Source organism: Tardiphaga alba, assembly GCF_018279705.1.
GTDB classification, from domain to species: domain Bacteria; phylum Pseudomonadota; class Alphaproteobacteria; order Rhizobiales; family Xanthobacteraceae; genus Tardiphaga; species Tardiphaga alba.
The window spans coordinates 1,382,137-1,405,432 of record NZ_CP036498.1; the positions used below are offsets into that span (position 1 = coordinate 1,382,137).

The 23,296-nt window shown below is 62.7% G+C and carries 19 protein-coding genes; 10 read left to right on the forward strand and 9 right to left on the reverse strand.

Going from position 1 to position 23,296, the window contains the following annotated elements; all coding sequences use genetic code 11:
* Positions 1-114: 114 nt before the first annotated feature.
* The 4 genes from RPMA_RS06560 to RPMA_RS06575 all read left to right on the forward strand — a co-directional run bounded on the left by RPMA_RS06560 (position 115) and on the right by RPMA_RS06575 (position 6,507).
* The gene (locus tag RPMA_RS06560; RefSeq protein WP_211912064.1) at positions 115-1,668 is read left to right on the forward strand and encodes an AMP-binding protein; all 1,554 of its coding nucleotides are present in this window, start codon (positions 115-117) and stop codon (positions 1,666-1,668) included.
* A 227-nt stretch (positions 1,669-1,895) separates the two neighbouring features.
* Positions 1,896-3,473 (forward strand): gamma-glutamyltransferase, encoded by a 1,578-nt coding sequence (ggt, locus tag RPMA_RS06565; protein WP_211912065.1) that lies wholly within the window; start codon positions 1,896-1,898, stop codon positions 3,471-3,473.
* 161 nt (positions 3,474-3,634) lie between these two features.
* Entirely contained in the window at positions 3,635-5,764 is a 2,130-nt protein-coding gene (locus RPMA_RS06570; RefSeq protein ID WP_249225577.1) for a VTT domain-containing protein, read from the forward strand.
* Positions 5,761-6,507 (forward strand): endonuclease/exonuclease/phosphatase family protein, encoded by a 747-nt coding sequence (locus RPMA_RS06575; RefSeq protein ID WP_249225578.1) that lies wholly within the window; start codon positions 5,761-5,763, stop codon positions 6,505-6,507. The genes RPMA_RS06570 and RPMA_RS06575 overlap by 4 nt, the downstream gene beginning before the upstream one ends.
* Here RPMA_RS06575 and RPMA_RS06580 read toward each other — a convergent pair.
* The 3 genes from RPMA_RS06580 to RPMA_RS06590 all read right to left on the reverse strand — a co-directional run bounded on the left by RPMA_RS06580 (position 6,458) and on the right by RPMA_RS06590 (position 9,922).
* Entirely contained in the window at positions 6,458-7,891 is a 1,434-nt protein-coding gene (locus RPMA_RS06580; protein ID WP_211912066.1) for a sensor histidine kinase, read from the reverse strand. The genes RPMA_RS06575 and RPMA_RS06580 overlap by 50 nt on opposite strands.
* Positions 7,892-8,005: 114 nt before the next feature.
* Entirely contained in the window at positions 8,006-9,028 is a 1,023-nt protein-coding gene (gene corA / locus RPMA_RS06585) for a magnesium/cobalt transporter CorA (protein ID WP_211912067.1), read from the reverse strand.
* 39 nt (positions 9,029-9,067) lie between these two features.
* A complete protein-coding gene (locus tag RPMA_RS06590) occupies positions 9,068-9,922 on the reverse strand; it encodes a Rossmann-fold NAD(P)-binding domain-containing protein (protein ID WP_211912068.1) in 855 nt (284 codons plus the stop codon).
* A 165-nt stretch (positions 9,923-10,087) separates the two neighbouring features.
* On the opposite strand from RPMA_RS06590, the gene RPMA_RS06595 reads away from it, so the two are divergent.
* Together RPMA_RS06595 and RPMA_RS06600 are read left to right on the forward strand one after the other, a co-directional pair.
* Complete coding sequence (locus RPMA_RS06595) at positions 10,088-11,239, forward strand: GGDEF domain-containing protein (RefSeq protein ID WP_211912069.1); 1,152 nt, start codon at positions 10,088-10,090, stop codon at positions 11,237-11,239.
* Between the two features lie 110 nt (positions 11,240-11,349).
* Positions 11,350-11,607 carry a hypothetical protein gene (locus tag RPMA_RS06600; protein ID WP_211912070.1) on the forward strand — a complete coding sequence of 86 codons (258 nt, stop codon included), beginning with the start codon at positions 11,350-11,352 and terminating at the stop codon, positions 11,605-11,607.
* Between the two features lie 51 nt (positions 11,608-11,658).
* Here the strand turns inward: RPMA_RS06600 and RPMA_RS06605 are convergent, their stop codons facing one another.
* From RPMA_RS06605 to RPMA_RS06615, 3 genes are all read right to left on the reverse strand, one after another.
* The gene (locus RPMA_RS06605) at positions 11,659-12,561 is read right to left on the reverse strand and encodes a ketopantoate reductase family protein (RefSeq protein ID WP_211912071.1); all 903 of its coding nucleotides are present in this window, start codon (positions 12,559-12,561) and stop codon (positions 11,659-11,661) included.
* Between the two features lie 63 nt (positions 12,562-12,624).
* Positions 12,625-13,743 carry a helix-turn-helix transcriptional regulator gene (locus RPMA_RS06610; protein WP_211912072.1) on the reverse strand — a complete coding sequence of 373 codons (1,119 nt, stop codon included), beginning with the start codon at positions 13,741-13,743 and terminating at the stop codon, positions 12,625-12,627.
* A gap of 67 nt (positions 13,744-13,810) precedes the next feature.
* Positions 13,811-14,626 (reverse strand): class I SAM-dependent methyltransferase, encoded by an 816-nt coding sequence (locus RPMA_RS06615; RefSeq protein WP_211912073.1) that lies wholly within the window; start codon positions 14,624-14,626, stop codon positions 13,811-13,813.
* Between the two features lie 344 nt (positions 14,627-14,970).
* Between RPMA_RS06615 and RPMA_RS06620 the strand changes: the two genes are divergently transcribed.
* The 4 genes from RPMA_RS06620 (at position 14,971) to RPMA_RS06635 (ending at position 21,288) form a co-directional block, all read left to right on the forward strand.
* Complete coding sequence (locus RPMA_RS06620) at positions 14,971-15,789, forward strand: AraC family transcriptional regulator (protein ID WP_211912074.1); 819 nt, start codon at positions 14,971-14,973, stop codon at positions 15,787-15,789.
* Between the two features lie 63 nt (positions 15,790-15,852).
* On the forward strand, positions 15,853-16,344 hold the full coding sequence (locus RPMA_RS06625; RefSeq protein ID WP_211912075.1) for a cupin domain-containing protein: 492 nt from the start codon (positions 15,853-15,855) through the stop codon (positions 16,342-16,344).
* Between the two features lie 338 nt (positions 16,345-16,682).
* Positions 16,683-19,574 carry an autotransporter outer membrane beta-barrel domain-containing protein gene (locus RPMA_RS06630; protein WP_211912076.1) on the forward strand — a complete coding sequence of 964 codons (2,892 nt, stop codon included), beginning with the start codon at positions 16,683-16,685 and terminating at the stop codon, positions 19,572-19,574.
* 184 nt (positions 19,575-19,758) lie between these two features.
* Positions 19,759-21,288 carry a ComEC/Rec2 family competence protein gene (locus RPMA_RS06635; protein ID WP_211912077.1) on the forward strand — a complete coding sequence of 510 codons (1,530 nt, stop codon included), beginning with the start codon at positions 19,759-19,761 and terminating at the stop codon, positions 21,286-21,288.
* An 86-nt stretch (positions 21,289-21,374) separates the two neighbouring features.
* On the opposite strand, the gene RPMA_RS06640 is transcribed toward RPMA_RS06635, so the two are convergent.
* The 3 genes from RPMA_RS06640 to RPMA_RS06650 all read right to left on the reverse strand — a co-directional run bounded on the left by RPMA_RS06640 (position 21,375) and on the right by RPMA_RS06650 (position 23,255).
* Complete coding sequence (locus tag RPMA_RS06640; protein ID WP_211912078.1) at positions 21,375-21,695, reverse strand: DMT family transporter; 321 nt, start codon at positions 21,693-21,695, stop codon at positions 21,375-21,377.
* A gap of 95 nt (positions 21,696-21,790) precedes the next feature.
* A complete protein-coding gene (locus tag RPMA_RS06645; protein ID WP_211912079.1) occupies positions 21,791-22,540 on the reverse strand; it encodes a F0F1 ATP synthase subunit A in 750 nt (249 codons plus the stop codon).
* A 226-nt stretch (positions 22,541-22,766) separates the two neighbouring features.
* Positions 22,767-23,255, reverse strand: coding sequence for an Lrp/AsnC family transcriptional regulator (locus tag RPMA_RS06650; protein ID WP_211912080.1), 489 nt, complete (start codon positions 23,253-23,255; stop codon positions 22,767-22,769).
* Between the last annotated feature and the right edge of the window lie 41 nt (positions 23,256-23,296).

Genomic DNA, 23,296 nt, shown 5'->3' on the forward strand with positions numbered 1-23,296 from the left:
GTCATCAGCTCTGTCGTGACGCTGGTTGCAAGGACGTGCGATCAATATCATGCTGCATGGGAGGCGACGCTGCGTCGCCTGACCCAATCCTCCGGCTAAGAAGAGGGCGGCTATATGAGCGTGCATGAATCTCCCACCAATTTCGCGCTGACCACGCGCGCTCTGCTGCGCCATGGCCGCGGCATCGCCTTCAAGACCAAAACGGTGGAATGGACCGGCGCCGCAACGTTGGAATTTGTCGCACGCGCGCAGCGGCTGCTCGCAGCGAGCGGCGTGACACCGACATCGACGGTCGGGCTGCTCACCTCGAACCGCGCCGAGACGTGGTGCTTCGGCATAGCCGCGCAGGGGCTCGGCGCCAAAGTGACATCGCTGCACGCGCTGGGCTCGGCCGAAGCGCATCGCTTCCAGCTCGAAGATTCCGAAGCGGTCGTGCTGGTGCTCGATAGCTCGCATTATCTGGCGCGCGGTGCGGAGTTGCAGGCGGCGCTGCCAGACCTCAAGATACTCACGCTCGGCCCGGCACCTTACGGCACCGATGCGCTCGCGGCCATCGAGGCGGGCGGCACCGCGTCCATCACCGATCTCTCGCAGCCGCATATGATCGCATCGCTGAACTATACGGGCGGCACCACCGGCCGCGCCAAGGGCGTGCTGCGCTCGTCCGGCGCCATGGCGGCGATGTCGGCCAGCGTGCTCAGCGAATTCGAACTGCCGAGCATCCCGCGTTATCTCGCGGTGGCGCCGATCAGCCATGTGTCGGGCACCAATGTGGTGCCGACCCTGCTGCGCGGTGGCACCGTGCATCTGCTCGACAAGTTCGATCCGGACGTGCTGCTCGCGACCATCGCCAAAGAGCGGATCAATTTCACGCTGATGGTGCCGACGATGATTTATGGCGTGCTCGATCATCCAGGCATCGACAAGCACGATCTCTCGTCGCTCGAACTGTTGCTTTACGGCGCCTCGGCGATGTCGCCGAACCGGTTGCGCGAAGGCATCGAGCGGCTGGGGCCCGTGTTCTCGCAGCTTTATGGCCAGACCGAATGCTATCCGATCGCCACGCTGCCGAAGCGCGATCATGACCTGAAGCGGCCGGAACTGTTCGAGGCCTGCGGCTTCCCGACCGCGATCTGTCAGGTGCGCCTGCTCGACGACGACAATAACGATGTCGAACCCGGCCAGCCCGGCGAGATCTGCGCGCGTGGTCCGCTGGTGATGGCGGAATACTGGAAGCAGCCGGAGCAGACCGCACAGGCTCTGGCTGGCGGCTGGCTGCATACCGGCGACATCGCCCGCGCCGATGAGGAAGGTCGGCTCTATATCGTCGATCGCAAGAAGGACATGATCGTGTCCGGCGGTTTCAATGTCTATCCGCGCGAGATCGAGGACGCGCTGTCGGCACATCCGGCGGTGGGCATGGCGGCGGTCATCGGGGTGCCCGACGAGAAGTGGGGCGAGAGCGTGTTCGCGCTGGTGGTGCGCCGACGGGATAGCGAGGCCAGCGAGGAAGAACTGATCGCGCTGGTGAAGGACCGCAAGGGCAGTCTCCACGCGCCCAAGCAGATCGCTTTCGTCGATGCCCTACCGCAGACGCCACTCGGCAAGATCGACAAGAAGGCGATCCGGGCAACCTATTGGTCTGATCAAAGGCGGCAGGTGGGGTGAATTCTCCACACTGTCGTTGCCCGGCTTGACCGGGCAATCCAGTAAACACCGGCGGTTGTGCTGCAGCATATCCGCCAGTGTTTACTGGGCCACCCGCTTTCGCGGGTGGCGACAAATGGAGCGTTCCGTGTCGGCTTTTTGTTCGTCACGCTGCATTCACAAACGCGCGCTCCGGATGTATTGGGGGACAACTGTTCTGGTATGCCACCAACCATTCGAGGACCATCATGCGTGACTTCATGGCCGTTGCCCGTTCCGTCGCCGTTGCCGAGCACGGGATGGCCGCAACTTCCCATCCGCTGGCCACTCTGGCTGCGGTGGAGATGCTGAAGTCGGGCGGTAATGCCATCGACGCTGCGCTGGCGGCTGTGGCCGTGCAATGCGTGGTCGATCCCGCGATGACCGGCATCGGCGGCGACTGTTTTGCGCTCTATTCGCCGAAGGGCGGTGCTCCGGTCGCGCTGAACGGCTCCGGCCGCACCCCGGCCAAGATCGATTCCGAAAAATATGCCAATAGCGGCCAGCGCGACATTCCAGAGACCTGCGTCGAGACCGTCACCGTGCCCGGCGCCATCGATGCCTGGTGCACGCTGAGCAGGGATCACGGGTCGAAGCCGCTGGCCGAGGTTTTCGCAGCGGCCATCGACGCCGCCGAGAATGGCTTCATCATCACGCCGCGTGTGTCGATGGACTGGGCCAAGTGGCGCCGCAAGCTGGAGGCCCATGCGGACTGCGCCGCGCAATATCTGCCGGGCGGCCATGCACCGGCGATCGGCGACAAGCGCGTGCAGCCGGCGCTTGCCGCCACGCTGCGCCGTGTCGCGCGCGAGGGTCGCAACGGCTTCTACCAGGGCCAGGTGGCGGACGACATCATCACCACGCTGCGCGCTGTCGGTGGCGCCCACGAAGCCGATGATTTCGACGCCCAGCGCTCCGATTACGTGACGCCGGTGTCCACCAGCTATCAGGGCCATGACGTCACCGAAATCCCGCCGAACGGGCAGGGCGTCGCTGCGCTGATGATCCTGCGCATCCTGGCCGGCTACGACATCAAGAACCTGAGCGAAGCCGATCGCATCCATGTGCTCGCCGAAGCCACCAAGGCGGCCTACCGCACCCGCGACGCCTATTTCTGCGATCCGGCCGTGGCAAAGACCGACGTCGAACGCTTCCTGTCGGATCAGTTCATCGGCGATCTCCGCGCCAAGATCGACATGAAGAAGGCCTCGCCGGAAGAAGAGTGGGATTCCGTCATCCACAAGGACACGGTGTATCTGACCGTCGTCGATCGCGACCTCAATGCGGTGTCGCTGATCAATTCGCTGTTCGGCCCGTTCGGCAGCGGCATCTATGCCAAGAAGTCGGGCGTGCTGCTGCATCACCGCGGCTGGAGTTTTCGCGCAGCACCGGGCCATGTGAATTCGCTCGGCCCACGCAAGCGCCCGATGCACACGATCATTCCGGGCATGCTGATGAAGGATGGTCGCGCGATCATGCCGTTCGGTGTGATGGGCGGGCACTATCAGGCCACCGGCCACGCACAATACATGTCCAATGTGCTCGACCTCGGCATGGACATCCAGGAAGCCGCCGAAGCGCCGCGCTCGTTCGCGACCAACGGCATATTGCAGGTCGAGAACACGATCCCGGAAGCGGTTCGCAACGAACTCGCCGCGCGCGGCCACAAGCTGCAGATGATGGAAGCCGGCATCGGCGGCGCCCAGGCGATCCAGATCGACTACAAGCGCGGCGTGCTGCTCGGCGCCTCGGATCATCGCAAGGACGGCATGGCGCTCGGGTTCTGAGGCGCGGAACCTGTAGCCCGGATGGAGCGAAGCGAAATCCGGGAACCAGCGATTTGCTGATGTTCTGATTCCCGGATTGCGTTGCGCTCCATCCGGGCTACGGAACCTCCCGCATCGACCTGCGTTCCCATGGGGTATCCCCATGACGCAGGTCTTTCATTGTGCAGTCCCAGGCCATCCTCGAAAAAGCGCGTCCGCAGACGGACAGCATCATCGTGGAAGGCCGGACAGTCTGGCGCCACGTGTCGTGTCGGCGTGCCGCCGTCCTCAATGATGCTGCGAACTACTTTCTTGCCCTGCGCCGCTGCCTGCTGAAGGCGCAGCGCTCGGTTTTCATCGTCGGCTGGGACGTGCACAGTCGCACGCCGCTGGTCGGCCCATCCGGCGATGCCGACGACGGCTATCCTCGCGAATTCGGCCCGTTCCTGCATGCGCTGCTTAATGAGCGGCCCGATCTCCACATCCATCTGCTGATCTGGAATTCGCCGGTGCTGTATGCCGGCGAGCGCGAGTGGTTTCCGTCGGCCAAATTCAGCGTGCCGAACAGTGACCGGCTGATCTTCTGTTATGACGACTGCCTGCCCACCGGCTCGGCGCAGCATCAGAAGATCGTGGTGGTGGATGACAGCGTCGCCTTTTCCGGCGGCCTCGACCTCACCATCCGCCGCTGGGACACGGATGAACATGCCGCCATAGCACCTAGTCGCGTCGATCCCGCAGGCGAAGCCTATCCGCCGTTTCACGATGTGCAGATGGTGGTGGATGGCGACGCCGCGCGGTGCCTTGCAGAACTGGTGCGGCAACGCTGGTCCTGCGCCAATTGCGGCGCGGCCCCGGAGCTCGGCCCTGCGCGTGCGCTGTGGCCGGATGGATTTGCACCGGATTTCGAACAGGCGATGATCGGCATTGCGCGCACCGAGCCCTATGCGCGCGGCAAACCGGCGGTCAATGAAGTCGATCGCCTGTTCATGGCGTCCATCGAAGCCGCCGAGCGGATGATCTATATCGAGAACCAGTTTCTCAGCGCCGAACATATCGCCCGCAAATTGGCCGAGCAGCTCAAGCGGAAGCCGAAACTCGAACTGCTGCTGATCGCGCCGAAAACGCACGCGTCGTGGATCGAGGCGCGCACCATGCGCAATGGCCGGCTCGAATTCATGAAAGTGTTCGACGATGCCGGCGTTGCCGACCGCGTGCGCTTGCTGCATCCGCAGGCGACCGAGGATCATGTCACCGCCGCGGTCATGGTGCATGCGAAGGTCATGATCGTCGACGATCGCTTTCTGCGTATCGGCTCCGCCAATCTCAACAACCGCTCCATGGGCGCGGATTCCGAATGCGATCTGGTGATCGAAGCGGCCAATGCCGATGAGCGACAACGGATTGCGGACATCCGCGACCGCCATCTCGCACATTTCTGCGGCGTGACGGCAGACGAAGTCGCGGAACGCCTGACGCAGATCGGCTCGCTGATCGAAACCGCGACGACGTTGCGCGAAAATGGCGCCAGCTTGCAGCCGGTGGAAGACGGCATTCCCGACGCCAGGGAGATCGTGGACTTCGTCACGCCGGTCGCCGATCCGTTGCGGCCGCTCGGGCTGGAGCGTGCCGCGCGGGCCACGGTGCCGACATCGATCAAACTGCTAGCGCTGGTCGGGGCGGTCGGTGCGATTGCCGCCATGTGGCGCTTTACGCCGCTCTATCAGTTCACCGATGCCGATACGCTACTGGCAACGCTGCGCTCCATCGAGGGCTCGCCCTGGGCGCCGCTCCTGATCGTCGCCGGCTTCGTCATCGGCGGCGCGGTGCTGTTTCCGGTCACGGTGATGATCGCGGTGACGGCTGCAGCGCTGGGGCCATGGATCGGCCTCGGATCCGCGCTGCTCGGCACGCTTGCGAGCGCCTCGCTGCTGTATGCGGTCGGGCGCATCGTCGGCATCAAGCCGGTACAGCGGATGCTCGGGCCGCGGCTGCGGCGCATCCAGAACAAGATCGTCGGCAATGGCGTCATCGCCGTGGTGCTGATCCGCATGCTGCCGTTGGCGCCGTTCTCGCTGGTCAATATGGCAGCCGGTGCCAGCGGCGTGCGGTTTCGCGATTTCATCATCGGCACGGTGATCGGCATGGCGCCGGGCCTCATCGCCATGTCGGTGTTCGGCTCGCAGATTGCCGATCTCCTGCGCAATCCATCCTGGGGCAGCGTGGCGCTGCTGCTGCTCGGCATCGCGGTGTGGGTCGCATTCTCCATCGGCGCGCAATTCGTGGTGACGTGGTGGAGCCGCCGCCGGTGATCGCGCCCTCCATCCGCATCATGACGTGGAACGTGCACGGCACGTTTGCGCTCAATCCGAAATTCGATCTGCCCGGCGTGATCGCGCTGATCCGTAAATGGTCGCCGGATGTGGTGGCGCTGCAGGAGATCGACTCGCGTGGCGGCGGGATCAATCCGTTTCTCATTCTGGAAGAGGCGCTGGGTGGCCACAGCGTCGGTATCAAATCCATCGCCACCACCGACGGCGACTATGGCCAGATGCTGATCAGCCGCTGGCCATGGGCCGCGCCGCCGGAGATCCACGATATCTCCTATGGCGAGCACGAGCCGCGCCGTGCCGTGGTCGCCGATGTCGCGACCAAGGGCGGCGTATTCCGTGTGATCGCCACGCATCTCGGCCTCAGCATCGGCGAGCGGCGGCAGCAGACCGGCAAGTTGCTCACGCTGGCGCATGAGCCCGCGCATCCGTCCGTTATCATCGGGGATTTCAACGACTGGTTCTGGGTCAATTCGGTGCGCAAGTCGCTGGCGCAGACATTTCCGGAACGCACGCGCCACCGCACCTTTCCATCGCGCTGGCCGCTGATGCGGCTCGACCGGATCTATGGCCGCAACGTCAAGATCATCGATAGTTTCACCGATCCAGCCGCGCGCGCGATCTCGGATCATCTGCCGGTCATCGCCGACATCGTGCCCACCATGCCACTGCAGCTTACGCCGCCGGCTGTAGCGCCTCGGGTTGCAGTGGCAGATCCAGTGTAACGCGAGTGCCGTCGCCGGGCGTGCTGGCGAGGTCGATCTGTCCCTTCAGGGTCGAGACCACGAGATTGAACACGATATGCAGCCCGAGTCCGGTGCTGCCTTTGTCGCGCCGCGTGGTGAAGAACGGATCGAACACTTTGGGGAGATCGTCGGCGTCGATGCCGGCGCCGTCATCGGTCACGGTGATCCGCATCCGCGCGCTATCGAGGCGCGTCACGGCAATGGTGATCTCGCCGATCTGCCTGTCCGGGTATCCATGGATCACCGCATTGAGCGAGAGATTGCGAATGACCTGCGCCAGCGCGCCGGGATAGGTGTCGGCGGTGATGCCATCCTCGCAATGAACGCTGACCTGATGTCCGCGGCGGCTGAGCAAAGGCTGCAGCGTGCTCATGATCTCGCAGAGCCATTCGCACATGTCGAAGCTGCGCCGCTCTTCATCGGCTTCATCGGTCGCCACCTGCTTGAAGCTATGCACCAGGTCAGCCGCGCGATGATGATTGTCGAACAGGAGCTTCATGCCCTCGCGCATGCGGGCGATGCTCTGCGTCAGCTCCGAACGGCGCACCTGGCCGGACTGGATGGTCGTGGCGAGCCGGCTCAATTCACCGTCCATCGCCGTCGTTGTCGTCAATGCCAGGCCGAGCGGCGTGCTCACTTCATGCGCGACACCGGCGACGAGCTGGCCCAGCGAGGCCAGCTTCTCCGCCTGCACGAGCTGTCCCTGGGTGTTGCGCAGTTCGACTAATGATGCTTCGGACCGCTCCTTCTCGATCCGCAACGCCTCGGCGGTGCGAAACTGCTGGCGTGCGCGGAATTCGCGGGCGCCGACGGCATAGAGCGACAGGATATAGGCGAAGCTGATCTCGAAATTATTGATGAAGCGCAGGCCTTCGGTGAGATAGGTCGCGTAGGATTCGCAAGTGATGAAGACGCCCCAGGTCGAGATGCAGAACAGCATCAGCGACGGCAGGCGCAGCGGCAGCAGTGTCGAGACGAACAGGATGACAATGATCATGCCTGCCGTGGCGTGCTCGAAGCCGCGATCAATGACGAGATAGATCAGGCTGAGAACGCAGCCGGGCACGACGCAATAGATCAGGTAGATCCACTCCGCGAAGCGCTGCGCCCGCGGCACGAACAGCAGTGCCGTCAGCGGCAGCAGGACAAAGCCGGCCACCGCGCCGCGGATCGCGAAGCTGGTGGTCCAGGCCACGGGATCGAGTATCCAGTCCCAGATCGCGAAAGCGCAGTAGACGATCGCGCCCAGCACCATCGCCGCCTGCGTGAAACGCAGATCGCCCCGCACGAAGCTGCGCATGAAGCGGCGCTCGTCGTGCGGATCTTCGAAGCGAAGACCGACCTTGATCAGGAAGTTGTGCATCACGCGGTTGGGTTGAGGTTCGGAGCAGGCGGGGAGGCCGATAGTGCCGACGATCGCCTCACAGCGAGGTAGGCGACTTTCGCCAGACCGCCAGCATTTGCCTGAAATCCCGGGCTAAATCCAGCCGTTGCGTCGGAAACGCCAGTACAATCCCGCGCAGATACTGCCGATCACGCAGAGAACCGCGAAGTATCCGTAGTGCCATTTGAGTTCGGGCATGTTGTCGAAGTTCATGCCGTAGATGCCGGCCAGCGCAGTGGGGACGGCGAGGATGGCGGCCCATGCCGCCAGCCGCCGCGTGACGTCGGTCTGTTGAGCCTGGCCGAGCATGAGGCTGGCCTCGAATGCAAAGGCCAGTACCTCGCGGAGGCTGTTGATGTCTTCTTTGACCCGGTGGATGTGGTCGGTCACGTCGCGAAACAGCGGCTGCATCTCGGGATCGATCTGCACCACTTCGGCATGTTCGATGCGATGGCAGACCTCGGCCAGCGGCGCGGCCGCATCCCGCAGACGCAGCAGGTCACGACGCAACAAGTAGAGCCGCTCGATCTGGTGCGAGGACAAGGTGCGCTTCAACAGGCTGTCTTCCAGCGCTTCGACCTCGGTCCGTATCTGGTCGAGCACCGGCGCATATTCATCCACGATGAAATCCAGCACCGAGTACAGGATGAAGTCCTCGCCATTGGCCAGGGTGGTCGGGCAGGACTCGGCGCGCTCACGCACGGCGCGGTAGGAACTGGACGCACCGTGGCGCACGGTCACCACATAACGCGGCCCGACAAACATATGCGTTTCGCCAAAGGCGATGCGGCCGTCGATCAGTTGCGCGGTCCGGGCGACCACGAACAGGGCCTTGCCATATTGCTCGAGCTTAGGCCTCTGATGCGCCTTGTGCGCATCCTCGATAGCCAGCGGATGCAGGTCGAATTGCTGCTGGATCTCATGCAGCAGGTCGTCGGACGGCTCGAACAGGCCGATCCAGACCACATGGCCGGGCTTGGTTGTCCACTTCTTGGCGTCCGCGATCCCCTCGAGTTCCTTGACCTTCCGCCCCTTGGCATAGACGGCCGCACCGACAATGCCCGGTTTGGGGTGCGTCAGCTCGGGATGTGCGGAAACGGGGGTGATTTGATCCATCGGGGCCGATGTCCGGTCATTGAACCTGTTCGGAGCAAACTAGCGGCCTTCGCCGGCGTTCCACAATGCCTTGAGACCGCTACGATAATCCGGAAAGGCGAGGTCGATGCCAAGCTCCTGCCGGAGCCGGGCATTGGAGATGCGGTTGCTCGTCGCATAAAAGCTGCGGGCCATTGGGCTGAGGTCGGCCGTGTCGAAATCCTGTTCCGGCGGCGGGGCCATCCCCATCAGCTGAGCGGCATAGGTCACCACATCCTGCGGCGGCGCAGGCTCGTCGTCGCAGATATTCCAGATGCCGCCTTTGTCAGCGGCGACGGCTGCATTGATGGCCCTCGCGATGTCATCCACATGAATACGGTTGAACACCTGTCCGGGTTTGACGATCCGGTGCGCCCGGCCGTCCCGCAGGTTGCGCAAGGCATTGCGGCCCGGCCCGTAGATCCCAGCAAGGCGCAGGATACTGACGCGATCGGGGCAGGCGGCCTGCCAGGCGGCTTCCGCACGCGTCCGCAGGCCACGTCTGCCTTCGTCGGCCACGGCCGTGGCGGCTTCGTCGATCCAGCCGCCGGCGTGGTCGGCATACACACCGACGGTCGAAAGATAGATCACGCGGGCGGTACCGGCGGCCAGTTGCTGGCCAAAGCGCGACAGCACGGGATCGCCGTCCGCGCCCGGCGGCACCGACACGATGATCCGGTCGGCCTCCGCTAGCCGCTCGGCAATGAGCGGATCGGCATGATCTTCGTCAAATATATGCAGATCGGCATTCAGGCTTGCGAGCGCGCGCCGGCGCGCATCGCTGCGCACGGTGCCGCCAATGCGCTCGACATCGCCGGCATGGAACCGTAGGAAATATTCGCAGCTGTAACCGACACCGAAGATGAAAAGACGCATGATTCTTGGTAGCATCCCTGTGTCGTCGGTGCATCAGGGACGATCTCGCAGAGACCTCCCGAGCGGTTTTCCGACGTCACCCTCGTGTTCTCTACAATTTGAACAATGGCACTCCGTGATCCTTCAGCTTTGCTTGGTACCCGGATGTCCTTGGGAGTGAGGACTGTGGTGCAGGGTTTGTGGCGTAGGGCATTCGCGGACGTTCCGGATCATGTCCGGGTCGAACTCGTCGATATGTGTTTTCAGACCCGGGTGCCGCTGGCGATCTCCGGTTTCACCCTGGCGATCGTGGCCGCCCATATGGCCAGCGCGTCCGGCAATATGTGGCTCGGCGTGCTCAGCGCGGTCGGCGCCGCGGTGACCGTTTTCCGGATCGCTTGTGACGTTCTCTACAACAAGCGCAAGCCGCGCGGCGGTTTCTCGCCAGCGGAGTCGCGCCGCTGGGAATATCTCTATGGCGGCAGCAGCTTCGTCTTCGCATCCCTGATCGGCCTGCTTGGCTTCGTCGCGTTCCGCGGCACCAGTTCAGCCCATCAATTGCTGACCACGGCGCTCGTGTTCGGTTATGCGGCCGGGATCGTATGCCGGATTTCCGCGCGCCCCGCGATTGCGTTGCCGGCACTGATGATGGTCGCGCTGCCGACGGCCGTGTCCGCAATTGGTCGGATCGAGGGCAGCTTCCTGTTCTATACGGTGATCCTGCTGGCTTTCCTGCTGGGCAGTTTCGAGACGGTCAGTTTCCTGTATCGCCAGACCGTCGAGCAGATTTCGCTCAAGCATCAGTTCGCCATGCTCGCGCGGCACGATCCGTTGACGGGACTGGCCAACCGCCTCGGCTTCCAGGAAAAGCTCATCCTCACTGCCACCCGCTCGCAGGGATATAGCGAGCTGATGGCGGTTCAGAGCATCGATCTCGACGGCTTCAAGGTCGTGAACGACCGATACGGCCATCCCATCGGCGACGCTTTGCTGCAGGCGGTGGCAGGCCGGCTCAGCGGCATGTTGCGGGACGGAGATTTTGCCGTCCGCATGGGCGGTGACGAGTTTCTGGTCGTGCAATGCGCGGTCGCCAATCGCGACGAGGCGATGCTGCTGGGGCGCCGCATCGTCAAGATCCTGTCCGAGCCTTTTGCGATGGTCGACCTCGAACTGACCATCGGCGCCAGCGTAGGGATCGCCATCGGCGAGACCGGCGACGACCCGAGCGCGCTGGCGCTGGCGGCCGACAAGGCGCTCTACGCCTCGAAGAGTTCCGGCCGCAATTGCGTGACCTTCGCCCAGCCGTCGGCGGTGGATACGATCGCCCGCGCCGGCTGACGGTCGTGCCGTGCGCAGGTGCGGCATCGGGCTGCAACACGCGAATGTTAGCACCGCGAAATTGAAGACGGGTGTAGCGTTCCTACATAAGAATAAACCGGGAGGCGTTCATGACGGCATCCTACGATCCCGATACCATCGCCCTGATGCGTGAGGTCCTGCACAAGGTCGTCGCCAAGGTTCCCCCGCAGCACCGGACATCGACCAACCAGGCCGCCATTGCCTGCCGCATTCTCGCCACGGCGGCGCAGGGTTTGCGGTCGGAAGAGGCGATGACGCAGCAGGCACTGGCCGAAGTGAAGGACATCTTCAACGGGCCCGCCGGCATGAAACAGCTGCATCAGGACCTGTCGAAAGTGTTCGGCTGAGATCCAGCGGGATCGTGCACAGTCGGGACGGATCACGTCTCGGCGTGACGATCACGCTTGCCGCACGCCTGTCCGCTCGGCAAGTTTGACCATCACGTGCAAAGCGAGATTGGCTGGCGTCGGAACGCCCAGTTCCTTGCCCTTGCGCACGATGAAGCCGTTGAGAAAGTCGATCTCCGACGGCTTACCACGTGCGAGATCCTGTGCCGTTGACGACAGCTGTTTCGGCATGGTGGCGGCGAGGCCGAGAATATTGTCGAGCAGACCGTCCGGCAGCGCCACGCCGCTGGCTTTTGCCACCGCCATGCATTCCTGAACCGTGGTGGTCACAAGTTCCGGCACGCCACTCACCTTGAACATCTCGCCATAAGAAATCTGCGCTACGGCCGACAGCGCGTTATAGGCGCAGTTGTTGAGCAGCTTGCTCCACTGCACGGCGTCGATATCGTCCGCGATCTCCGTTGGAACGCCCGCACCTGTGAGCAGCTTCGCAACTGGGGCGCTACGATCGGACGCGCCGATGATCAACTCGCCGCGGCCATTGTGCTTGATGTGACCCGTGCCGGGCATTTCGGCCGCGACATAGACGGCGGCCGCGATCACCGGCTGGCTGAGCAAGGCGCGCAGGCGCTGCGGATTATCGACGCCGTTCTGCAGGCTGAGCACGATCGTATCGGGCTTCAGCACTGGCAGCAGCGCTCGTGCAGCTTCGTCCGTGTCGGCGGATTTGACGGCGAGCAGGATCAGGTCCGGGGACGCGAGTTCAGCGATCTCGGTGACGGCTTTGGCCGGGATGAAGCCGGTGAAAGTGGCGCTCTCGAAATGAAGGCCGCGTGCATTGATGGCGTCCACATGCGCGCGCCGCCCGACCAGCGTAACGTCGTGGCCGGCACGCAGCAGTTGGCCGCCATAGTAACAGCCGACCGCACCGGCTCCGATCACTGCAATTCGCATCTCGCTCGTCCGTCCAAATCACGTTGTGTGACGGCAGACGTTACACGGGCGCAGTTCGTGCGGCTAGCGATGCGGACCAACGAAGCCGGCGACCAGTTTCACCAGATCGGCCTGCCGCTTGGTGCCGGTCTTGCCGAACAACCGATGCAGATGGGTTTTTGCCGTCGCTTCGGAAATATCGAGCGCTTCGGCAATCTCCGGCACGCCATTGGCCTCGAACACCGCCAGCAACACGCGCAGTTCGCTCGGTGTGAGGCCATACACGCGGGCGATGATGTCTGGCGTTAACGGAGCGCCGAGCTCCGCTAGCGAGACGAAGATCGCTTTCCTGGCCGCACTACCGATGCCGCTGCGCTGACGCGCTTCGGATGTCAGCGGCAGGACATGCAGGACATGATGTCCGTTGCCTGAAGATGAAATCGGAATCGTGGTCCGTGCAGGGACCGTCTGTGTGTCGTCATGTTCGAGTGCCATCTGCATGGCCTCGTCGGAGGCGGGGTCGATGGCGCGGAGCCTGCGGCCGAAGCTGCGCAACACGGTGCCTTCGGCGAGCAATTGCCGCCCGCTCAGATTGGCCTGAATGAGGTGGCCATTGGCATCCACCAGAAACAGGCTGGCTGCGAGGCAGTCGAGGGTGTCCGTCAGCGAGCGCGTGTCTGTCTTGTGCGACTGGAGAATGTTGCCGATCTGGTTGGCCCGGCGGATATGCGGCGTCAGCATCGTCAGCCGCTGCCGCATCGCTTCGTCGCTGGGGCCGCGGCTTTCGTGGCGGAAGACACTGAACACGCCGCAATTCGTTGCGGATTTTTCCAGCACCGCTGTCGCCATGTCGATCCAGCCCTGCGGCTTCACCCATTCGTCGTAGAACCGCGAGCTCATGAATTCTTCACGCGGCAGGATGTCGGCGATGGTGACGATGTCCTCCACGTCGAAGAAATAGAAACCGACCGTGGTCGGGTCCATGCGGACATATGTATCCAGATAGCTCTGCCGGAACGCGCTGCCGACGCCGAAGTCGTAAGCGATGTCCGCCGTGCGATCGACGGAGTTCTTCGAATAGATGCCCGCGCCGCAACCGCCGACATGCGCCGACAGTCGTTCGAGCGCATCCGGCCAGAGGGTCGGATCGAGCGCGGTATCGTAAATTCCACCGATCAGATCGGAGACGGTCCGGTCGAGCATGATGATCCCGATATTGATGCCGTGCGGTCGGAAGCCGGCCGCACGGCATGGAGGAGAGATGGAACGATCAGGAGCGGACGATGACGACTTCGAGATATTCGCTGGGCACGATCAGCGTTCCCGCGCCGCCGCGGTTCATCCGTTCCAGCACATCGATGAGGTCCGCCTCCAATGCGGCCTGCTTTTCGGTGTCGAGCGCCGCGAAGGCTTTGTGCGTCGGGCCGTAATAGGCCTTGAAGATATCCAGCCAATGCCGCGATGAGGTATAGCGGAAATGGAAGATACGTCTGGTGATGTTGATCTCGTGGTTCGGAAACAACTCGTTCAGGCGTCCCTCGGTGCCCCACAGGGCCGGCGACATCACGCCGGCCGGCGGCGGAACATGCTTGCCGATGGTCTTGAAGATCTGGCCAATGAAACCTGCCGGCGTCCAGTTCGCCAGGCCGATCCGGCCGCCCCGGCGCACCACGCGCGACATCTCCGATGCGGCCTTCTCCTGATTGGGCGTGAACATCACGCCGAAGGTCGATAGCGCCACATCGAAAGTGCCATCCGCGAATGGTAGGTTCTCCGCATCGGCTTCCTTGAAGGTGACATCGAGGCGTTCAGCGCGGGCGCGTTCCTGTCCGCGCTGCAGCAGCGCGGACACATAGTCCGTGGAGGTCACGTCGGCATAGTGACGTGCCGCGGCGAGCGTCGCATTGCCATTGCCGGCGGCGACGTCGAGCACGCGCTCATGGGCACGAATGTCGATCGCATCGCACAGGCGTTCGCCGACGAGCTGCAGCGTGGTTCCGACAAGAGCATAATCGCCGGAAGCCCATGTGGCCTGCTGGCGAGTCTTGATCGCTGTGTAGTCCGGCTCTGCAGTAAGTGTAGTCATATGTGCCTGTCCAATAAATGGGCGAACAATTCCGCGCTGCGTCTTAGTGCACGTGCTTCGCTCAGGTTGTGATTTGGAGGCTGTGGGTTAGAGTAGCATGCGGCACGCGTGAATGATCGCAAGGCCGGTTTCACTGACCGAACGTCCAAACTATCGAAGGTTCGAGGAATGGTTGATCCGCTGTCCGATGTATTGAGGTCGGTGCGCCTCATCGGCGGAGTTTTTGTCGATGCGCATTTCACCGCACCGTGGTGCGTGAAAGCGAAGATGAGTGCGGATGAGTGCAGGCGGTTTCTGCCGACCCCCAACAGGTGATTTGCTATCATTATGTCACGGAAGGATCGGTGCTGATCACGGTCGGCGACGAGACGCCCGTCGAGGTTCACGCAGGCCAGGTCGTCTTGTTCCCCGGCAATGACGAACACTTGCTCGCAAGCGCACCTGGTATCGCGCCTGTCAGCGCCGCTGACCTGCTCGGGGCCACGTCAGTGTCCGGGAGCGAACCACGACGTATCAGATATGGCGGCGGCGGTGACGATACCCGCATGATCTGCGGCTTCCTCGCCAGCGAGGACGCCTACAGTCCCCTGATTGCGACCTTGCCCAAGACGCTGATGCTGGATGTCAGGGAGGGGACATCAGGTGACTGGATCGAGGCCTCGCTGCGTTTCGCCGCCAGCGAATTCGCCGCGGGCCGGCTCGCGGCGTCGAGCGTAATGTCGCGACTGTCGGAACTGCTGCTGGTCGAGGCCGTCCGGCAATATGCGCTGACGCTGCGTGAGGACGAGGGGGGCTGGCTGCGCGGGTTGCGGGATCCCGTGATCGGCCGCGCGCTGGCGCTCATTCATGACAGCATCAGCACGCCGATGTCCGCGGAATCGCTGGCAAAACAGGTCGGCCTGTCGCGCAGCGCCTTCATGGACCGCTTCACCGCCACGGTCGGACAATCGCCGATCCGCTATCAGACCGCGCTGCGTCTGCAGGCCGCGAAACTGCATCTGAAAGAAACCGGCAAGACCATCGGGCAGCTGGCCCACAATGTCGGCTATGCGTCCGAGGAGGCGTTCAGCCGCGCCTTCAAGCGCGAATTCGGTTTGCCGCCAGCGCGCTGGCGCGAGCAGAATTCCGGAATCAACCATTCGGTTGACGCCATCGCGACCTGATGTCGCCAAACACTCGGGCTGCCCATGCGTATCGGCGCATGGCCGTCACCGGGAGGAAACATCATGGACAAGCGCATTCTCATCGCCGGCGCGGCAGCCGGCGTGCTGTCGGCCGTCGGCATGCTGATGCTGGATCGCATCGGCAAAAGTCACGCGGCGAGCGATCATCACACCACGGTTCAGGCCGATGCACTCACATGGATCGCGCCGGCGGCCTATGCCAAAGGCTCGCAGTTCACGGTGGTGAAGGGCGATCCGACCAAGGAGGGCATGTATGTCGTGCGCCTCAAGGTGCCCGCCGGATTTCGCATCCCCGCGCATACGCATCCGAACGACGAGAATGTCACGGTCCTGTCCGGCGTGTTCCAGATCGGCACCGGCGACAAGCTCGACGAGAAGAAGGTCGAGACGGTCAAAGCTGGTGGCTATTCCTACGTCGCCAAAGGCATGACGCATTATGCGCTGTTTCCCGAAGAGACGGTAATTCAGCTTCACGGCGTCGGACCTCAGGGGATCACCTATGTCGATCCCGCCGACGATCCGCGCAAGAAGTAACATGCACGCCGGAGACGAACGCCCGGCCTTGCGCCGGGCTTTTGGCGTTCGGGCGCGTATGGCTTGTGGGATCGCGCTGCTCGGCATGGTCGCATACGGGATATTTGCGGCGAGCCGTTCGCCGTGGATCCGTTTCTACATCGCGAGTTTCGATATCTGCAGGTGATGCCGTAGAGCCACAGTGTAGCATCACTATCCGAAAAGCGCCTCTCCACCCGCATCGATCAACCGGCCGGTTGACGCCCGCATGCCCCGCCATCGGCACGTTACGCAGGCGCGGCGAATCCTGCAGCCCCGCAATGTGTTTGATGCAGGGAATTCTTGGCGGGGTGATGGTCTTGTTCAGTCTCAACCATTTGCAGAAGCGCGCGGGCGCGCTCATTCCGGTAGCGTCATCCCTCGCGCTGATGTCGGCAAGCTCCGCCGATGCGGCGTGCACGCCGATGCCCGCCAACAATGTGAGTGCCGTCTGTACGGGAACAACGATCAATCAGGGCGCTGGCGCACCGGGAACTTCGAACGGGTTCTCTGGCTATGGATCAAGCCTGGATACCGGGATGTCGATCCGGGTGACTGCAGGCAGCTCGGTGACCGGTGACGATAACGGATTGCAGACCGGGATCGGCGGTTCTGTGGTGAGCGAGGTCGGTGCGCAGATCAGCGGTGGACTCTACGGCGTTCAAACGACAGACCAGGTGTGGGTCAACAACCATGGAAGCATCACGGGAACGACGTCTGCTGGAATACGTGCGACAGATGCGTTCGTTACGAACGGCGTGAGCGGGAGTATATCGGGCAGATTCGGTGTCCTCACGATGGGCGCGGCGAGAGTCGATAATTACGGCGCTATCACCGGAGCCGGGAACGGGAACGGAATCTTCGCGACTACAGATGCGGTCGTTACAAACTATGCAGGGGGGCAGATTTCCGGCGGTGGCGGCGTGTATGCCAGCAATAGTATCTGGGTCATCAATGAAGGGACAATCACGGCGACGGCCGGCTTGGCTGTCCAAGGTACGCTCGCATTCGTGATCAATCGTGCCGGGGGCACGATGAGCGGCAGCGATGTCGGTGTGAGTGTTGGATCCGGAACGATCGGCAATGCTGGTACGATCTCGGGGACGGTGACGGCCGGTATCAATTCGACCGGCGATTTATTCGTGGGCAATGAAGCGACTGGGGTGATCTCGAGCGGCACGTCGGGCATCCACAGCTCCGGTGCGGCCAGTATCTCGAATTTCGGTTCAATCTCGGGTGGCGTGACCGGCATCTCGCTGGCTGCAAGTGGCTCATCCGTTTACAATGGCGGGACGATCAGCGGTGGCACCGCCGCCATCACCTTTACGGGTAGCAATAATACGCTCACGCTGGCACCGGGATCAGTGATTTCCGGCACAGTGCTCGGCGGCAGCAGTAACAGGTTCGAGCTTGGCGGCGAAGGCAACGCGACATTCGACGTCTCGCAGCTTGTTTTCCAATATCAGGGCTTCTCCAGCTTCAAAAAGTTTGGTGGATCGAACTGGACGTTGACCGGCACCAGCATCTATGACGGCACGGTCGATGTCACTAGCGGTACGCTCAGCGTCGATGGCGATATCTCTGGGGCCAGCAGTCTCACCGTCGTTGCTGGCGGTCGTCTCGGCGGCAACGGCATTGTCGGTAAAACGGCGATTGGCGGCGGCGAGCTTGCGCCAGGCAACGGGATTGGCGCGCTGACCGTGAGTGCCGGCCTGACCATGACCGCAGCCGCTGCCTATCTGGTTGAAGTGTCCGGCGCGGCGTCCGACAAGACGATCGTCGGCGGGACTGCGACCATCACGGGCAAGGTCAGTGTGGATTCACTCACGCGTCTGTCCGCGACCACCAGCTACACGATCATGACGGCCGGTACGCTCACTGGCACATTCGATAGCGTCATGCTCACGAACAATTATGCCCGCAATGCGCGTCTGAGTTATGTGGGCAATGATGTGATCCTGACGCTGGATCCGGGCCTGCTGTCGCCGACGCTACCGGGCATGCCCACCATCAATCAGCGAAATGTCGCAGCAGGCATCGATCGCGGCCTCGTGAACAACACGGCAACGCCGCCCGGCATCGATGCGCTGTTCGCACTGTCCGGCAACGATCTGCTCCATGCGCTGACGCAAGTATCAGGCGAGACCGCGACCGGCGTGCAGCAGACGACGGTGGATGCCATGAGCCAGTTCATGGGCGTGATGACCGATCCCTTCGCGGCCGGCCGCACCGGGGCGGGGGCATCTGCCATCGGCTTTGCGGCAGATCGCGATGCATTTGCCCGCACAGCCGATGGCCGCAAGCGCAGCCCGGCGGAACGGGATGCTTACGCCATGTTCGCCAAGGCCCCGCCGCGCGTCTTTGCAGACCGGTGGAATGTCTGGGCGGCCGGCTTCGGCGGTTCGCGGACCAGTGATGGCAATGCTGTTGTGGGCTCCGGGCGGACCACCGGCGCGATCGCAGGCGGTGCGGTGGGCGCCGACTATCTGCTGTCGCCGACCACGCTGGCCGGCTTCGCGCTCGCCGGTGGCGGCACGAATTTCTCCGTGGCCGGCCACGGCACCGGCCGGTCGGATCTGTTCCAGGCCGGCGCCTTCCTGCGTCATGACATGGCTGCGGCTTATATCACCACGGCCGTCGCTTATGGCTGGCAGGATGTCAGCACCGATCGCGTTCTCACTCTGCCGGCCAGCGAGCGGTTGCGGGCGTCCTTCGATGCCAATGCCTATTCGGCCCGCATCGAAGGCGGCCATCGCTGGCTGCTGCCGGCGCTCGGCCGCATCGGCGTGACGCCCTATGCGGCGGCCCAGGTCACGGTGTTCGATCTGCCGGCCTATGCGGAGACCGCCGTCGGCGCGACAGGACTGGCACTGACCTATGCGGCAAAGAGGGCTGCTGCGACCCGCACGGAGCTCGGCCTGCGCGGCGATACGTCCTACGCGCTCAATGATGCGATCCTGACACTGCGTGGCCGCGCAGCATGGGCGCATGACATCAACACCGATCGCAATATCAGCGCGGCATTCCAGTCGCTGCCGGGATCGAGCTTCGTGGTCAACGGCGCGCGACCGGCAAGCAACACGGCGCTGACGTCGGCAGCGGCCGAGCTGGCCTTCGCCAATGGCCTAACATTCGCAGCGACCTTCGAAGGTGAGTTCTCCGACGTCAGCCGCAGTTATGCCGGCAAGGGTGTCGCCCGCTACGCCTGGTAGCAAGACGGCACAAGGCGGCGCGATGCATCGGCTTCCGGCTGAAGCGTGTGGTCAGGAGCGCACCGCGCCGCCTCGTTTACTCCGGCCGCTGCTGCGGTGTGGAAAATAGAGGTGCAATTACAGGTTTTGTGCTGCTAGCCTCGCGGGGACGATCCAAACGTCAATAACCCCGGGGGCTGCGACTATGGCGACCAAGTTCGTTGTGAATGTCGATCTCGTCGATATCTGGCAGGAGAAAGACCGGAAGAAACTGATCAGGACGCTCGCCTGGGGCGATGAGATCAGTGTCGTCAAGCAGACCCGCGACTATGCCGAAATCGAGGCCGTCGATTTCGTCGAACAGGACGATGGCAGCATCCTGCCGGAAAAGACCATCGCTTACATCCAGCCGTCCAAAACATCAGGATTGAAGCTCGCGGATGTCATCATCCCGCGCCGCCAGAACAAGGTGCTGAAGGTCAACTTCGTCGATGTCCAGCAGGGCGATGGCTCGGTCATCGAGTCGCCGCAGGGCAAGGTGATGCTGGTCGATGGCGGCGACAATCAGCTATTCGCCCGCTATCTCGCATCCCGCTTCCGCGGCACCTCGCTCAGCCGCCCCAAGGAGATCGAGTGCATTCTCGTCACCCATGGCGATGCCGATCACTTTCTCGGACTGCCGGAAATCTTCAAGTCGGAAGAGAACAAGACGCCGCGGAAGCGCCTCTTCATGCAGCCGAAGCGCGTCTATCACAATGGCATCGTCAAGCGCCCGGAGAAGAAAGGCAGCAAGAACCGTCCGGAAGCGGCAATGCTCGGTCCGACCCGAAAAGTCGGCAAAGACCTGTTTCTCACTGGCCTCGAAACCAACCTGCTGAAGGTCGATGACGACGAGATGAATGCGCCGTTCAAGACCTGGAAAAATGCGCTGGCGACTTATAACAAGCGCGCCAAAGTCGAATTCAGGCGGCTCGCTATCGGGGACAATGACGCCTTCGATTTTTTCAACGAGGAAGACATCAAGGTCGAGGTGCTGGGGCCACTGACCACGGAGGTCGGTGGCAAGCCCGCGCTCAAATTTCTCGGCAAGCCGCCGCGCGGTCCGCGCATCGGGCATGAATCCCTCGACGTCGACGATCTCAAGACCAGCGGCCTGTCGGCCTCGCATACGATCAACGGCCACTCCATCGTGTTCCGCATGACCTATGGGCGGATCAGCTACCTGTTCTCAGGCGATCTCAATGACGAGGCCGGCCGCTACCTCACGCGCGAGCACAATGGCGGCAACATCAACCTCAAGGCCGAGGTGTTCAAGGTCCCGCATCATGGATCGGCCGATTTCTCCGGCGCCTTTATCCAGGCCGTCGCGCCGGTCGTCAGTATCATTTCCAGCGGCGATGAAAATGCGCGCAAGGAGTACATCCATCCGCGCGCGACGCTGGTGGGTGCCCTGGGCAAGTGGTCGCGCGTGCCGGAACCGCTGGTGCTGGTGACGGAGCTGGTGGCTTTCTTCAACGTCGAGGGATGGTCCCGCGTCACCGACAAGACCAAGGACAAGAAGCGCGGCGAATTCTTCGGCTTCAGCCGAACTGCATTCGGGATGGTGAAGACCCGCACCGATGGCGACCGTCTGCTCGTCTATACGGACAGCGGGAACCTGAAGATGAAGGAAGCCTATGCCTATAAGCTGGACCAGGCTGGCTTGTTGCAGCCGGATGAGGTGGTCCGCGCATAGCCTGTCGCGCAGTGATGCAGTGGACGGCGATCAGATGTCGCCGTCCGCTGGTCTTGTGATGTGTGGGGTGGTCGGAGGAGTGCGTCTTACGAGACGGCCGACAGCTTCATCATGGTGAGGCCGGAAACGATCAGCAAAGCGGCCGCGATACGCATCATCGTCACGGCCTCGCCAAGCACGGTGATGCCGACGATGAATGCGCCGATGGCGCCGATCCCGGTCCAGATCGTATAGGCCGTGCCCAGCGGCAGCGTGCGCATGGCCAGCGACAGCAGCGCGAAGCTCGCGATCATCGTCACGATGGTGATCACGCTCGGCCAAAGCTTTGAAAAGCCTTCGGATTGCTTCATCGTGTAGGCCCACACGATTTCGAAAACACCAGCTGCAACAAGATAGATCCAGGCCATGTCGACCTCCTCATGACCGGGCCGTCCCGGTCGATATGTCCGATATGGGGAGGCCGTCCTCCCGAAATACGGTTTGTTCAGTGGGTGCGTTTGCGTCAGTGACCGGGATGCAGGGCGTCGTTGAGATACATGCAGGTCAGCATCGTGAAGACATAGGCCTGAATGACCGACATCAGGAACTCGAGTCCGGTCAATGTCACCACCATGAGCAGCGGCATGATGGCGCCGAGAATGCCCAGCGCGCCGAGGCTGCTCAGGCCCACCACGAAGCCGGCAAAGACCTTAAGCGTGATATGTCCAGCCAGCATCACCGCAAACAAACGCACCGAATGGCTCACCGGGCGCGACAGATACGAAATCACCTCGATCGGCACGATGAACGGAACGATATAGCCGGGCACGCCAGTAGGCACGAACAGCTTGAGGAAGCCGAAACCGTTGCGGACGATTCCGACAATCGTGACGGTGAGGAATACCAGCATCGCCAGCGCCGCGGTGACGATCAGATGGCTTGTCACCGTGAAGACGTAAGGCACCATGCCGATCAGATTGGCCACCAGGATGAAGGAGAACAGCGAGAACACGAGCGGGAAGAAGCGCATGCCCTCTTCGCCGGCATTCTCGCGGATCGTCTTCGCCACGAACTCGAACGTCATCTCTGCGGAAGACTGCCAGCGGTTCGGAACAAGACGTCCGCGCCGCGTCGCCAGCAGCATGAAAGCGCTGATGATGCCGACCGTGAGGAACATATAGACGGTCGCATTGGTGATGCTGATCTGCTGTCCGCCGATCTCGCCGAGATGCAGCAGCGGCTTGATCTCGAATTGTTCAATAGGTCCTGCCATGGCGTCCTGTCACACACGATAAAGCGCGCTGCCGTTTCGCAACGGAGCGAAGGTGGTGGAAGGATGCAGGGGGAATCGGTGGTCGGACCGGCACTCCCTACATCTCTTCCCAAAAGAGATGTGGGGCCGTCCCCGACGAATTAGGCCAGCGCAGGTCGTCCAGCGCCGGGGGCTTCATAGCACGTCCACCGGCCGGTTCAAGAGGCGCAGTCGATGCCCCGAGCCGCTAATCCGGAATCACGATCTGCGTGTCGGTCTTGACGCGGTCGATCACCACCAGCGTGCGATAGTTGTTCACCGCGTCGTTCTCCTCGAACAGTTTGCGGGTGAAGGCCTCATAGCTGCGCATGTCCTGCGTCACGACGATGAGGACGAAACTGGTGCCGCCGGTGACGTAGTAACACTGCTGCACCTCCGGTGCGTCACGGAAGCGGGCTTTGGCGGCATCGACGGTCGCCGCGCGCTCATCGCGCAGATAGACCTCGACGATGGCGGTGATGGTGAGCGCCACGGCTGCGGGATCGACGATGGCCACGTTGCGCGCGATGACGCCGGTGGCCTCCATCGCCGTGATGCGGCGCTGGACCGCCGCGGTCGAGAGATTCACGGCCTCGGCGATCGTGCGCTGCGGGGTACGATTGTCCTCCTGCACCAGCCGAAGGATGGCGCGGTCAAATGGGTCGAGAGAGCGGGAAGGAGAAGCTTTGCGCGTCATGCGCGAGTATTTGTTGCATTTCGGGCCTCAATCAAGAGCAC